The organism is Kitasatospora sp. MBT63 (genome assembly GCF_000710465.2).
Classification (GTDB): Bacteria; Actinomycetota; Actinomycetes; order Streptomycetales; family Streptomycetaceae; genus Kitasatospora.
Genome location: NZ_JAIZ01000119.1, coordinates 16,072 through 28,340, shown reverse-complemented (window position 1 = coordinate 28,340; position 12,269 = coordinate 16,072). Strand labels below are relative to the sequence as shown.

General features: G+C 74.3%; 12 protein-coding genes. 6 read left to right on the top strand and 6 right to left on the bottom strand.

Annotation, left to right across the window (positions count from 1 at the left end; translation table 11 throughout):
* Both AA75_RS08105 and AA75_RS08100 read right to left on the bottom strand, forming a co-directional pair.
* Positions 1-1,197: helicase-related protein (locus AA75_RS08105; RefSeq protein WP_255369499.1), on the bottom strand; the 1,197-nt coding region annotated here is incomplete at its 3' end.
* Positions 1,198-1,218: 21 nt separating this feature from the next.
* Complete coding sequence (locus AA75_RS08100) at positions 1,219-2,169, bottom strand: class I SAM-dependent methyltransferase (protein WP_082526337.1); 951 nt, start codon at positions 2,167-2,169, stop codon at positions 1,219-1,221.
* Between the two features lie 357 nt (positions 2,170-2,526).
* Between AA75_RS08100 and rpsA the strand changes: the two genes are divergently transcribed.
* Both rpsA and AA75_RS08090 read left to right on the top strand, forming a co-directional pair.
* Positions 2,527-4,017 (top strand): 30S ribosomal protein S1, encoded by a 1,491-nt coding sequence (rpsA, locus tag AA75_RS08095; RefSeq protein WP_033819128.1) that lies wholly within the window; start codon positions 2,527-2,529, stop codon positions 4,015-4,017.
* Between the two features lie 190 nt (positions 4,018-4,207).
* Positions 4,208-6,421: an MMPL family transporter gene (locus AA75_RS08090; protein ID WP_051811996.1), complete on the top strand. Its 2,214-nt coding sequence runs from the start codon at positions 4,208-4,210 to the stop codon at positions 6,419-6,421.
* Positions 6,422-6,497: 76 nt separating this feature from the next.
* On the opposite strand, the gene AA75_RS49120 is transcribed toward AA75_RS08090, so the two are convergent.
* Both AA75_RS49120 and AA75_RS08085 read right to left on the bottom strand, forming a co-directional pair.
* Positions 6,498-6,662 carry a hypothetical protein gene (locus AA75_RS49120; protein WP_158515458.1) on the bottom strand — a complete coding sequence of 55 codons (165 nt, stop codon included), beginning with the start codon at positions 6,660-6,662 and terminating at the stop codon, positions 6,498-6,500.
* Between the two features lie 116 nt (positions 6,663-6,778).
* Positions 6,779-7,195, bottom strand: a complete 417-nt coding sequence (locus AA75_RS08085) for a MarR family winged helix-turn-helix transcriptional regulator (RefSeq protein WP_033819127.1) — start codon at positions 7,193-7,195, stop codon at positions 6,779-6,781.
* Between the two features lie 62 nt (positions 7,196-7,257).
* Between AA75_RS08085 and AA75_RS08080 the strand changes: the two genes are divergently transcribed.
* Both AA75_RS08080 and AA75_RS08075 read left to right on the top strand, forming a co-directional pair.
* Positions 7,258-7,902, top strand: coding sequence for an MBL fold metallo-hydrolase (locus AA75_RS08080; protein ID WP_033819126.1), 645 nt, complete (start codon positions 7,258-7,260; stop codon positions 7,900-7,902).
* Positions 7,903-7,972: 70 nt separating this feature from the next.
* Positions 7,973-8,584: a hypothetical protein gene (locus AA75_RS08075; protein ID WP_033819125.1), complete on the top strand. Its 612-nt coding sequence runs from the start codon at positions 7,973-7,975 to the stop codon at positions 8,582-8,584.
* 71 nt (positions 8,585-8,655) lie between these two features.
* Here the strand turns inward: AA75_RS08075 and AA75_RS08070 are convergent, their stop codons facing one another.
* The gene (locus tag AA75_RS08070) at positions 8,656-9,540 is read right to left on the bottom strand and encodes an alkaline phosphatase family protein (RefSeq protein ID WP_033819124.1); all 885 of its coding nucleotides are present in this window, start codon (positions 9,538-9,540) and stop codon (positions 8,656-8,658) included.
* 267 nt (positions 9,541-9,807) lie between these two features.
* Between AA75_RS08070 and coaE the strand changes: the two genes are divergently transcribed.
* The gene (coaE, locus tag AA75_RS08065) at positions 9,808-10,407 is read left to right on the top strand and encodes a dephospho-CoA kinase (RefSeq protein WP_033819135.1); all 600 of its coding nucleotides are present in this window, start codon (positions 9,808-9,810) and stop codon (positions 10,405-10,407) included.
* Here the strand turns inward: coaE and AA75_RS08060 are convergent.
* Positions 10,395-11,192: a hypothetical protein gene (locus AA75_RS08060; RefSeq protein WP_082526336.1), complete on the bottom strand. Its 798-nt coding sequence runs from the start codon at positions 11,190-11,192 to the stop codon at positions 10,395-10,397. The genes coaE and AA75_RS08060 overlap by 13 nt on opposite strands.
* A gap of 120 nt (positions 11,193-11,312) precedes the next feature.
* Between AA75_RS08060 and AA75_RS08055 the strand changes: the two genes are divergently transcribed.
* Positions 11,313-12,254, top strand: coding sequence for a LysR family transcriptional regulator (locus tag AA75_RS08055; RefSeq protein WP_033819133.1), 942 nt, complete (start codon positions 11,313-11,315; stop codon positions 12,252-12,254).
* Positions 12,255-12,269: the final 15 nt, after the last annotated feature.

The window sequence follows — 12,269 nt, the reverse complement described above, 5'->3', positions numbered from 1 at the left end:
GGCCATCGCGCCGCCGGGCGGCGGGTCCGGCAGCGCCAGCGAGGCCGCGTCCGGATCGCCCCAGCAGGCGGCCTGCAGGGCGAAGGAGGTGAGGTCGGCGAGCGCGATCTCGGGCGCGGGGAAACGCGGCGCGAGCGCGTCGGCGGCCTCCGCCCAGCAGCGGTACACCGTCCCCGGGGCCTGCCGCCCGGCCCGCCCGGCCCGCTGCCGTCCGGCGGCCAGCGACGCCCGTACGGTGACCAGGCCGGCCAGTCCCCGGGCGTGGTCGGTACGCGGCTCGCGGGCCAGCCCGGAGTCGACCACCACCCGCACGCCCGGCACGGTCAGCGAGGACTCGGCGACCGAGGTGGCGAGCACCACCCGGCGCCGCCCGCCGGCGGTCAGCGCGGCGTCCTGCACCGGCTGCGGGGCCTGCCCGTGCAGCTGCAGCACCTCCACCGGCAGGTCGCCGAGGTGCCCGGCGACCCGGGCGATCTCGCCGACGCCGGGCAGGAAGCACAGCACGTCGCCGTCGCGTTCGGCGAGCGCCCGCCGGACCGTCGCCGCGACGTGCTCCAGCAGCGCCGGGTCCACCCGGGTGCCCTGCGGCGGCCGTACGGCCCGCGGCGGCGGCGCCCACACCACCTCGACCGGGTACGCGACGCCGTGCGCCTCGACCACCGGCGCGGGGCCGTCCTCGCCGCCGAGCAGGTCGGCCCAGGCCGCGGTGTCGGAGGTCGCCGAGGCGCACACCACCTGCAGCTCGGGCCGCAGCGCCGCCCGCACGTCCAGCAGGAAGGCGAGCGCGGTGTCGGCGTCCAGGTGCCGCTCGTGGCACTCGTCGAGCACCACCACGTCGACGCCGGGCAGTTCGGGGTCGCGCTGCAGGCGTTGGAGCAGCACCCCGGTGGTGACCACCTCGACCACGGTGGCCGGCCCGGCCGTCCGCTCGCCGCGCACGGTCAGCCCGACGGCCTCGCCGACCGCGGAGCCGAGCAGCCAGGCCATCCGCCGGGCCGCGGCCCGGACCGCCAGCCGCCGCGGCTCGGCGACCAGCACCCGGCGCGGCGGCCCGTCCAGGCCCGGTACGAGTCCCGCCAGCGCCAGCGGCACCAGCGTGGTCTTCCCGGTGCCCGGCGGTGCGGCCAGCACCGCGACCCCGCGCTCGGCCAGCGCCCGGTGCAGCGCCGGTACGGCGGTGCGGACGGGCAGTTCCACCCCCGGCAGACGCACCCCCGCTCAGCCCCGTTCGGCCACGAAGACCGCGGTGCCGGGGATCAGCCGGCCGCGCAGCGGGCTCCAGCCGCCCCACTCCTGCTCGTGCCCGTCCGGCCACTCCGGCTCGACCAGGTCCAGCAGGCGGAAACCGGCGCCGGTCAGCTCGCGCACCCGGTCGCCGAGCGTGCGGTGGTGCTCCACGTAGGTCGCCCGGCCCTGCTCGTCCTGCTCCACGTACGGGGTGCGGTCGAAGTAGGAGGCGGTGGCCGTCAGCCCCTCGGGGCCGGGCTCGTCGGGGAAGGCCCAGCGGATCGGGTGGGTCACCGAGAACACCCAGCGCGCGCCGGGCCGCAGCACCCGGTGGACCTCGCGCATCAGCGCGGCGGTGTCGGCGCTGAACGGCACCGCCCCGTACGCGGAGCAGGCCAGGTCGAAGGAGCCGTCGGCGAACGGCAGCACCGCCGCGTCGGCCTGCACCACGTGGACGGGGTCGCCACCGCGGCCGAGGTCGATCCGGCGGGCGTGCTGCAGCTGCCGGAAGGAGATGTCCAGCGCGACCGGGCGGGCGCCCTGGGCGGCCAGCCAGCGCGAGCACTGCGCCGCGCCCGCGCCGATCTCCAGGGCGGCCAGGCCCTTCAGCGAGCCGGCCGGGCCGAGCAGCCGGGCCTCGGCCTCGTCCAGGCCCTCCGGGCACCAGACGAAGCGGTCGTCGCCGAGGAACTCCCCGTGCTCGTCCTGGTACTCGTCCGCGTTGCGGTCCCACCAGTGCCGGCTGGCGTGGCTGCTCTCGGCCAGGCCCGCGGTGCGGCGGACGGCGTCGCCGTCGTCCTCGTCGTCCAGGTCCGCGGGCGGCAGGTCGTCGAGGTCGTCGGGCTGGAGGTCGGGGGTGGTGGCCAAGGTGGTAGTGCCCGTCGCGTAGGGTATGGGGTGCGGAAGCGCTGCTGCCGCGACCGGCCTCGCAAGGGCCGGCATCGGGCAGTGGCATCCGGGGTGGGCCCCTTCGGCTGCCTGCCTCACACCTCTGGTGTGAGCTGCGCATTCGGAGGATATGGCCTGATCGATCCCGGCCTCTACCGGTCTCGCCTTCTCCGGCGTTGACCGTGCCCGGCTGTCCCCGTATGCTACAAGTTGCGCTGCGGGCCTGCGCGCCTCGGACGGAGCAGGTCGCGCTCGCATCTGTCGAAGACCCCACGGTCGCAAGACGGACACCCCTTGGTTCTCCAGGACGGTGCGCCGTGTTCTTGGCTGTCCGGCTTTCGGTGGGAGCGACACGGGCCCCCCGCGTGGCATTACCTACGACTTCATGTCCGTACCGGAGCCCTTTTCCTAATGACGAGCCCCACCGACACCTCTGTCAGCACCACCCCGCAGGTTGCGGTCAACGACATCGGCGACGCCGAGGCCTTCCTCGCCGCCATTGACGAGACCATCAAGTACTTCAACGATGGCGACATCGTTGAGGGCGTCATCGTGAAGGTCGACCGTGACGAGGTGCTCCTCGACATCGGTTACAAGACCGAGGGTGTCATCCCGTCTCGCGAGCTCTCGATCAAGCACGACGTGGACCCCCACGAGGTTGTCTCCGTTGGCGACAACATCGAGGCCCTGGTTCTCCAGAAGGAGGACAAGGAGGGTCGTCTGATCCTGTCCAAGAAGCGCGCTCAGTACGAGCGTGCCTGGGGCACGATCGAGAAGATCAAGGAAGAGGACGGCATCGTCACCGGTACCGTCATCGAGGTCGTCAAGGGTGGTCTCATCCTCGACATCGGCCTCCGTGGCTTCCTCCCGGCCTCGCTGGTCGAGATGCGCCGCGTCCGCGACCTCCAGCCGTACGTCGGCAAGGAGCTCGAGGCCAAGATCATCGAGCTGGACAAGAACCGCAACAACGTGGTCCTGTCCCGCCGTGCCTGGCTGGAGCAGACCCAGAGCGAGGTCCGCCAGACCTTCCTCACCACCCTGCAGAAGGGCCAGGTGCGCTCCGGCGTCGTCTCCTCGATCGTCAACTTCGGTGCCTTCGTGGACCTGGGTGGCGTCGACGGCCTGGTGCACGTCTCCGAGCTGTCCTGGAAGCACATCGACCACCCGTCCGAGGTTGTCGAGGTCGGCCAGGAGGTCACCGTCGAGGTTCTCGACGTGGACATGGACCGCGAGCGCGTCTCCCTGTCGCTGAAGGCGACCCAGGAGGACCCGTGGCAGCAGTTCGCCCGGACCCACCAGATCGGCCAGGTCGTCCCGGGTAAGGTCACCAAGCTGGTTCCGTTCGGTGCGTTCGTCCGCGTGGACGAGGGCATCGAGGGTCTGGTCCACATCTCCGAGCTGGCCGAGCGCCACGTGGAGATCCCGGAGCAGGTCGTCCAGGTCGGCGACGAGATCTTCGTCAAGGTCATCGACATCGACCTCGAGCGCCGCCGCATCAGCCTCTCGCTGAAGCAGGCCAACGAGTCCCTCGGTGCCGACCCGGCGTCGGTCGAGTTCGACCCGACCCTGTACGGCATGGCTGCCTCGTACGACGACGCGGGCAACTACATCTACCCGGAGGGCTTCGACCCCGAGGCGAACGACTGGCTGGCCGGCTTCGAGAAGCAGCGTGAGGAGTGGGAGCGCCAGTACGCCGAGGCGCAGGCCCGCTTCGAGCAGCACCAGGCCCAGGTCATCAAGAGCCGTGAGGCCGACGCCGCCGCTGCCGCCGAGGCCGGCGAGGAGGCCCCGGTCTCCGGTGGTGGCTCGTACTCCTCCAGCAGCGACGAGGGCTCCGGCGCTCTCGCTTCGGACGAGGCGCTCGCCGCGCTCCGCGAGAAGCTGGCCGGCGGCCAGAGCTGATCGCTGACGGCCCGTCACTGACGGCCCGCCACTGAGGAACCCCCGCCCGGGATACCGGGCGGGGGTTCCTTTTTTGCTTATGTGGTCTTTATGTGTAGGAAAGTGTGATATGAGGCTCATGGTCCTGCTCTAGGCCCACTCGGGCGATGCGCATACCTTTGGGACAACTGTCCGAAAGGCCTCCTTGCACATGCGCCACTCGCACACCGCTGCACCGCACGCGCCCGCCGACGTCAAGGTCGGTGGGCGGCTCGCGGCCCTCGGCCGGGCCTGTTACCGCCACCGACGCTGGGTCCTCGGATTCTGGGTGGTGGTCCTCGCCCTCGGTGTGCTGATCGGCGGCCGGGTCTTCGAAGGCACCGTCGCCTCGACCGGGGCCGGCGGCTCCGAGTCGGCGCGGGGCACGGCGGTCGTCGAGGCGGCCGATCCCGTCAAGGGCACCGTCACGGCCGTGGTGGACGGCGCGTCCGTCACCGACCAGGCGGTCCGGGGCGCCGTGACGGCGGCCACGGCCGAGATCTCGGCCCTCCCCGGGGTGGCGTCGGTGGCCGACACCTACGGTGCCGGGACCGCGCTGACCTCCGCCGACGGGAACGCCAGTCTGGTCTCCGTCCGGATGGCCGACTCCTCCACGTCCGCGCAGCTGGACGCCGTGACGCACCGGCTGGCCGGCATCGAGGCCCCGGGTGCGCACGTCACCGTCGGCGGCGACCTGGTGCTCCAGCAGGAGGTCAAGGACCAGACCGAGAAGGACACCCGTTTCGGTGAGATCGTCACGCTTCCGTTGACGCTGCTGGTGATGGTGCTGGTCTTCGGCGGCCTGGCGGCGGCCGGACTGCCCGGGATCGGCGCCATCGCCTCGGTGGGCGGCGCCCTGCTGGCGATGTTCGGCTTCAGCCAGATCATGGACATCGACACCAGCGTGCTGCCGATCGCCACCGTGCTCGGCCTCGGCCTGTCGATCGACTACGCCCTGCTGATGGTCAACCGCTTCCGCGAGGAACGCGGCAACGGCGCCACCATCGCCCAGGCCGTCGAACGCACCTCAGCCACTGCCGGGCGGACCGTCGCCTTCTCCGGGCTGACGGTGGCCGTCGCGCTGTCCGGCCTCTTCGTCTTCACCAGCCCGGTCTTCCGGGCGGTCGCCGCGGCCGGCGTCTCGGTGGTGGTGATCGCCGTCACGGCGGCGCTCACCCTGATCCCCGCGCTCCTCGGCGTCGTCGGGCGCCGGATCAAGACTCCGAGCGCCCCGGTGCCGGACGAGGGATTCTTCTCCCGGGTGGTCCGGGTGGTGCAGAAGCGTCCGGTGCCCGTGATGCTCGCCTGCGTCGCGCTGCTGCTGGCCGCCGGCGCGCCGTTCCTCGGCTCGCAGTGGCGCAACTCCGGCGCCGACGTCCTGCCGAAGTCCTTCGCCGCCCGGCAGGTGGCACAGACCGTCGACCAGCGCTTCCCGCAGCAGACGCCTGCCCCGGTCACCGTGGTGGTCGAGGCGGACCAGGCCAAGGCCCAGGCGTACGCCGACCGGGTGGTCGCCCAGTTGCCGGGGGTGAGCGGCGTCCGGGCCGTGGCCCCGGTCGGCGACGGGCTCAGCACGGTGGACGTCCTGGTCAAGGGCGATCCGCAGGGCGCCGAGGCGAAGAAGGTGGTCGACGAGCTGCGGGAGAACCGCGGCGGGCTGACCACCTACGTCACCGGTGACGCCGCCTCGGTGGTCGACTTCCAGCACGAGATCTCCAGCCGCGGCCCGTGGGCGCTCGGCCTCGTCGCGGCGGGCACGCTGATCCTGCTGTTCATGATGACCGGCTCGGTGGTGATGCCGGTCAAGGCGCTGCTGATGAACGTGCTCTCGCTGGGCGCCTCGCTCGGCGCGCTCACCCTGGTCTTCCAGCACGGCTACTTCAGCGGGTTGCTCGGCTTCACCCCGACCGGCGGACTGGAGACCTTCATCCCGGTCCTGGTCTTCGCCTTCGCCTTCGGCCTCTCGATGGACTACGAGGTCTTCCTGCTCGCACGGATCAAGGAACTGCACGACCAGGGGTACGACTCCACCAAGGCCGTCCAGCTCGGGCTCCAGCGCAGCGGCCGGATCATCACCTCCGCGGCGCTGCTGATGGTGATCGTCTTCGCCGGGTTCGCGGCCGGGCAGATGCTCATGGTCAAACAGATGGGCATCGCCCTGGCGGTGGCCGTCGCGGTGGACGCGACACTGGTCCGCTGCCTGCTGGTCCCGGCCACCATGTCGCTGTTCGGCAAGCTCAACTGGTGGGCCCCGGCCCCGCTGCGCAGCCTGCACCGGGTGATCGGACTCAGCGAGCACATCAAGCTGCCCCCGCTCGCCCTGCCGGGCCGGCTGCCGGCACCCCGGCTGCCCGGCGTCCGGCCGCTCGCCCCGGCCGCCGACTGAGGGCCGGGGGCCCGGGCCGGGGCGGAGGCTGCCGGGGGCGGAGGCTGCCGGGGGTGGGGGCTGTCGGGGCGCGGGCTCAGCGGTTGACGCAGGCGTTGCCGTAGCTCGGGGTCAGCGCGGTGGCCGCGTCCAGCACCCCGCAGGCGGAGGCCGAGCCGGTGCCGGCGGCCAGCAGGCCGATCAGCGCGGCGGCGAGGATCAGGGCGGAGCGGGTGGTGCTGCTCATGGCGGTGCTGCTCATGGCGGGGACTGCCTCTCTGGGTGGACTGCTGCCCAGCACAACGCCCGAGCCGCGCCCCGGGCATGCGGCACTCGCCCGTTCGGCGTAGCGGATGTCCCGGCCCGCACCCGCTCGGGTCAGGCCAGCCGGCGCAGCAGCGTGACGGCCTCGCGCAGCACCTGCTGCTCCGGCGGGCTGAGCCGTTCGGCGATGGCGGTCGCTATCGCGCCCTCGCGGCGGGCCCGCTGGGCGTGCAGGGCGCCGGTGCCGCGCGCGGTGGCGGCGATCAGCACCTTGCGGCCGTCGCTGGCGTGCGGCTGCTGCTCGACCAGGCCCGCCTCGGTCAGCAGGGCGACGGTGCGGGCCATCGACTGGTGGCGCACCCGCTGCAGGTCGGCCAGCTCGCTGGTGGTGCGGGGGCCTTCGCGGACCAGCCAGCCGAGTACCGCCGCCTGGTTCTGCGGCAGCTCGTCGCCGACCCGCAGGCCGCGGACCAGGGTGCCGAGGGCGAGTCGGAGCTCGGCGGCGAGTTCCAGGGGGTCGACGTCATCCATGTGATCAGCCTAGCGCCTCGGCGTACAGCAAAACTGCACAGCCTTGCTGTACTGTTTTCCTCATGCGACTGACGAAGCTTGGCCATGCCTGTGTCCGGATCGAGCGCGGCGGCTCCACCGTCGTGATCGACCCCGGCATGTTCACCGAGGACGACGCGGTGCGCGGCGCCGACGCCGTCCTGATCACCCACGAGCACTTCGACCACTTCGCGGAGGACCGGCTGCGGGCCGCCGTCGCGGCCGACCCGGGTCTGCGGATCTTCACCAACCGGGCGGTGGCCGGGCGGCTGGAGGGGATCGGCGCCCACGTCACGGTGGTCGGCGAGGGCGACGCCTTCGAGATCGACGGGCTGGAGGTGAGCGTGCACGGCGAGTGGCACGCGGAGATCCACCCCGACATCCCCCGGGTCGGCAACATCGGCTTCCTGCTCGGCGGCAGCCTCTTCCATCCCGGTGACGCGCTCACCCTGCCGCCGCACCCCGTGGAGACCCTGCTGCTGCCGATCGCGGGTCCCTGGACCAAGGTCTCCGAGCTGATCGACTACGTCCGGGAGGCGGGGCCGTCGCGGGCGCTGGCGATCCACGAGGCCGTCCTCAGCGACGTCGGCCGGATGGTCCACGGCCGGCTGCTCGGCGAGAGCGGCCCGGGCACCGGCGCGGAGCTCACCCAGCTCGGCGTCGGCGAGGGCGTCGACCTGCCCGGCTGACCCGGCCGGCCGGTCCGCCCGGCACCCCCGCCGGGGAACCGGGCGGACCGGCGGCTTCGTCCCTCAGGGCATGGACTACCTGCCGGAACTCCTCGCCGCGCTGCCCGCCCTGGACGCGGGCGCCGAACCGCCCGGGCCGTGGCGGCTGCGCCGCGCCGGACTGCTGGACCTGTCGCCGACGGGGGAGTGCGTGATCGAGGACCCGCTCGGCGGCAGCGCGTACGCCCCCGGGGTCGGACCCGGCCCGCACCCCGTCTACCTGGTGGTCGACGAGGACGTCGAGCGGCCCGAAGTGCTCGCCGCCCTGCTGCACTTCGGAGCCACCGCACCCGTCGAGGTGGACGACACCGGCGACCCCGTGTCCACCGACTCGGGCCTGCTGCTGCTCCACGGACTCCCGCCGGCCGGGGTGCCCGCACTGGTCGACCGGGCGCTCGCCGCGCTGCGCCGCGAGACCCCGACCGAGCACTGGAGCCGCGCCGACCACCTCGCCGGACACCTGTCCGCCGACCGCCCGCCCGTCGACGGCGAGCCGGGGGACTTCGCCGAGGGCCACCTGCTGCTGCCCGATGCGGCGTCAGGCGGCCCGGCGCTGGCGCTGCTGGTCGACCTGGACGGCTTCCGGCTGGCACCCGTCCGCGACGCGGCGGGCGCCGTCACGGCCCTGCTGGTCCACCGCTGAGCACCGGCCGCCTGCCGCCTGCCGCGTGCCGCCCGCCGGTCGCGGCGGACGGCGGACGGTGGGCGGACGGCTCAGGCCGTGACCGGCTCCGGGGCCGCGGTGAACGGGCGCCCGTCCAGCGTCCAGTGCGGATCCGGGACGATCTCCAGCGCCGCGTAGACGTGCGCCGCGACATCGGTGTGGTGCAGCGGCAGGACCGGTGCGCCGGGGGTGATGTCCGGGCCGCTGGCGGCGATCCAGGCGGTCCGTTCCACCTCGCTGCGCCCGCCGTGGCCGCCCTGGTCGACGTGGCCGTGGTCGGTCACCACGATGACCGTCCACTCCTCGGCGGCATACCCCGGGCGGCTCTCCACGGCGGCCAGCAGCCGCCCCAGACGGCGGTCGGCGGCCTCGGCCGAGCGGCGGTACTCCGCGCCGCAGCCGGTGAAGTGCGCGGTCTCGTCGACCGCGCCGAGGTAGACGAAGGACGCCTGCGGGTCGTCGTCACTGCGCCCGAGCACGTACTCGGCCTCCGCGGTGACCCGCTCGTCGACGACCTCCCAGGCCGCTGGGGTGTCCTCGAGCGGCGCGATGTACGACAGCCGGCCCGGCGCGGCGAACAGCGGGCCGCCGCTGCGAGCCAGGAACAGCGGCTCCCAGCCGCCGGCCGCGAAGGTCCGGCGGCGGTGGGTGGCGGCCAGCCGGGTGGTGAAGTCGGGGAACACGTCGAGCCGGTTCCCGCCGAGGTGGTTGCCGAGCACCCCGTGCTTGGCCGGGCCGACCCCGGTGACGATGGTCGCCCAGCAGGGTCCCGACATGGTCGGGGTCGCGTCGTCGACCATCACCGGCGCCAGGAAACCGGCCTTCGCGACCGCGTCCAGGTGCGGGGTGTGCAGCTCGGGCAGCAGGTCGAGGCGGACGCCGTCGATGCCGGCGACCAGGACCCGGCGCGGGCCGGTGGGCCAGAGGCTGGACATGGGGAGGTGCTCCGTCCGTACAGGTGTGGGGGCCTGCCCGGCACCCTAACCGGACTGACGGGCCATCGGAACGCCCCCGGCCCGGGACTGCGGGGTGGACGGCCGCAGAGTTCGCCCGATGTCCGCCGGATGTTCGGCCGGAGTTATCCCGCACCCGCCGGACGGCGGACCGCCGCCGCCTCGTCCCGGCTTCGCCGCCGGGCCGTGGCGGGGCTGCCGCCCGGGCCGCCGCCGGGCCCCGGGCGGGCCGGCGGTAGCCTGGTCGGCATGGTGAGGATCGGACTGACGGGCGGGATCGGTGCGGGCAAGAGCGAGGTGTCGCGACAGCTCGCCGAGCTCGGCGCGGTGATCGTCGACTCGGACCTGATCGCCCGCGAGGCAGTGGCCCCCGGCACCGACGGCCTGCGGGCCGTGGTGGCCGAGTTCGGCACCGGCGTGCTGCTGGCCGACGGTTCGCTGGACCGCCCCGCGCTGGGCCGGATCGTGTTCGCCGACCCGGACCGGCTGGCCGCACTGAACGCGATCGTCCACCCCCGGGTACGGGCCCGGTCCGCCGAACTGGAGGCCGCCGCCGGGCCGGGCGACGTGGTGGTGCACGACGTGCCGCTGCTCGCCGAGAACGGCCTCGCCCCGCTCTACGACCTGGTCGTGGTGATCGACGTCCCGGACGACATCCGGCTGGACCGGCTGGTCCGGCTGCGCGGCATGGCCGAGGACGAGGCCCGGGCCCGGATGGCCGCCCAGGCGACCCGGGAGGCCCGGCTCGCCGTCGCCGACCTGGTGATCGACAACAGTGGCCCGCTGGCCGACCTCGCCCCCCGGGTGCAGGAGGTCTGGCAGCGGCTGAAGGAGCGTCAGGCGGGCTGAGGCGCCGCCGCCCGCCGCCCGGCCGCCGCGGCCAGCCCCCGGATCAGCGGGTGCACGGCCGTGCCGTCGCCCGCCAGCTCCGGCTGGAAGAGCGTGGCCAGGTAGAACGGGTGCCCGGGCAGCTCCGCGATCCGCACCTCGCCCGCCTCGTCCCGCCCGCTGAACCGCATCCCGTGCGCCTGGAGCGCCGCCAGCTTCGGGCCGCTCGGCCCGTACGAGCAGTGGTAGCGCTCGACCGTGCGCTGCGCCCCCAGCAGTCGGGCGGCCAGCGAGCCGGGGTCGAGCGTGACCACACCCTCGTGGCCGACCAGGGAGCAGGCCAGCGGCTCGATCAGCGGGTCCGCCGCGCCCGGATCGTTCTCGGCGTGCGCCGCCCCGGCCAGGCCGCAGACCGTCCGCGCGAACTCCAGCACCGCGTGCTGGAAGCCCCCGCAGGTGCCGAGGAACGGGATGGCCCGCTCGCGCGCCGTGCGGGCCGCCGCCACCGCTCCCGCCTCACTGCGGTACGGGCTGCCCGGCACCAGCCAGACGGCGTCGAAGCCGGCCACCGCGTCCGGCTCGGCGGCCTCCTCGGTGGGGATCCAGTAGGCGTCGAGCGGCAGTTGGTCGCGCCGGGCGAGGGCGTCCAGCAGGCCGGGGATGCGGGCGTGCGAACGGACACCGGCGGAGCGGTCGCCGACCAGGGCGAGCCGCGGGGTGCGGTAGGCGGTGGCGGGGCCGGTGATGGCCGGTTCGGTGGTGGCCTGTTCGGTCGTGGTGCGGTCGGTCGTGGTGTGCTCGGTCATACGGCCATCCTGGGGCGCCGGGCGGCATCAGCGCCAACGATCATCCGTGACCGTCCGATCAGCTCCACTGATGGACGATGCCGACCGGCGGCCGCCGTCCGGGCCCGCACAATGGGGCTCATGGACCCGGTCTTCCTGCGCACCTTCACCGTCGTCGTCCGGCTGGCCTCCTTCTCGGCCGCGGCCCGCGAACTCGGGTACACCCAGTCCGCGGTCTCCCAGCAGGTGGCGGCCCTGGAGACGGACCTCGGAGCGGTGCTGCTGGAGCGCCGCCCGGTCCGGCCGACCGAGGCGGGGGAGCGGCTGCTGGAACACGCGGCCCCACTGCTGCTGCGGCTGGACGCCGCCCGCGCGGACATCCGGCGGCTGGCCGGGGCCCGGCCCGCCCGGCTGGTGGTCGCCGCGTCGGCGTGCGCCGTCACCGACCGGCTGGCCCGGGCGCTGGCCGAGGTCCGCGGCTCCCACCCGCGGCTCGACCTGACCCTGCGCCAGCTGCCGCGCGCGGCCGTACCCGCCGAGGTCGCCACCGGAACGGCCGACCTCGGCCTGGTGGACGGCGTGGCCGCCCCCAGCGACCCGCTCGGCCACCCGGACGTCGGCCCGCTGCTCACCCGGGCCGTCGCCGAGGAACCGCTGGCCGTGGCCCTGCCCGCCGGACACCCGCTGGCCGGCCGCACGCACCTCGCCCTGTCCGGCCTCGCCGACGCCCGATGGCTGGACGCGCCGGAGACCGCCGTGCCACTGGACCGGCTGCGGACGGCGGTCGGCGCCGACGGGTTCCGCCCGGCCGCCCGGTACGAGGGCGGCGAACTGCGCGGCCTGCTCGCCCTGGTGGCCGCCGGCCACGGCCTCGCGCTGCTCCCGGCCGCCGTCCTGCGGGGCGTGCCCGGGGTGTCGGGGGTGCCACTGCGCTCGCCACGGCTGGTGCACCGCACCGAACTGGTCCATCCGGTGCTGGCACCCGGGAGCCCGGCCGCCCGCCTCGCCGAACTGCTCGACGCGGCCGGGGCGGAGGCGGGGGCTGCGGGAGCGGCGGGGGCGGACGGGGTGCAAGGATCATAATTCTGACGATGATGT

Excerpts from the sequence above, each read along its gene's own strand:
- AA75_RS08060 (WP_082526336.1), bottom strand. The coding sequence starts at position 11,192 with ATGACCGAGCACACCACGACCGACCGCACCACGACCGAACAGGCCACC.
- AA75_RS08075 (WP_033819125.1), top strand. The coding sequence starts at position 7,973 with ATGGACTACCTGCCGGAACTCCTCGCCGCGCTGCCCGCCCTGGACGCG.
- coaE (WP_033819135.1), top strand. The coding sequence starts at position 9,808 with ATGGTGAGGATCGGACTGACGGGCGGGATCGGTGCGGGCAAGAGCGAG.
- AA75_RS49120 (WP_158515458.1), bottom strand. The coding sequence starts at position 6,662 with ATGAGCAGCACCGCCATGAGCAGCACCACCCGCTCCGCCCTGATCCTC.
- AA75_RS08055 (WP_033819133.1), top strand. The coding sequence starts at position 11,313 with ATGGACCCGGTCTTCCTGCGCACCTTCACCGTCGTCGTCCGGCTGGCC.
- AA75_RS08080 (WP_033819126.1), top strand. The coding sequence starts at position 7,258 with ATGCGACTGACGAAGCTTGGCCATGCCTGTGTCCGGATCGAGCGCGGC.
- AA75_RS08090 (WP_051811996.1), top strand. The coding sequence starts at position 4,208 with ATGCGCCACTCGCACACCGCTGCACCGCACGCGCCCGCCGACGTCAAG.
- rpsA (WP_033819128.1), top strand. The coding sequence starts at position 2,527 with ATGACGAGCCCCACCGACACCTCTGTCAGCACCACCCCGCAGGTTGCG.
- AA75_RS08100 (WP_082526337.1), bottom strand. The coding sequence starts at position 2,169 with ATGCCGGCCCTTGCGAGGCCGGTCGCGGCAGCAGCGCTTCCGCACCCC.
- AA75_RS08085 (WP_033819127.1), bottom strand. The coding sequence starts at position 7,195 with ATGGATGACGTCGACCCCCTGGAACTCGCCGCCGAGCTCCGACTCGCC.
- AA75_RS08070 (WP_033819124.1), bottom strand. The coding sequence starts at position 9,540 with ATGTCCAGCCTCTGGCCCACCGGCCCGCGCCGGGTCCTGGTCGCCGGC.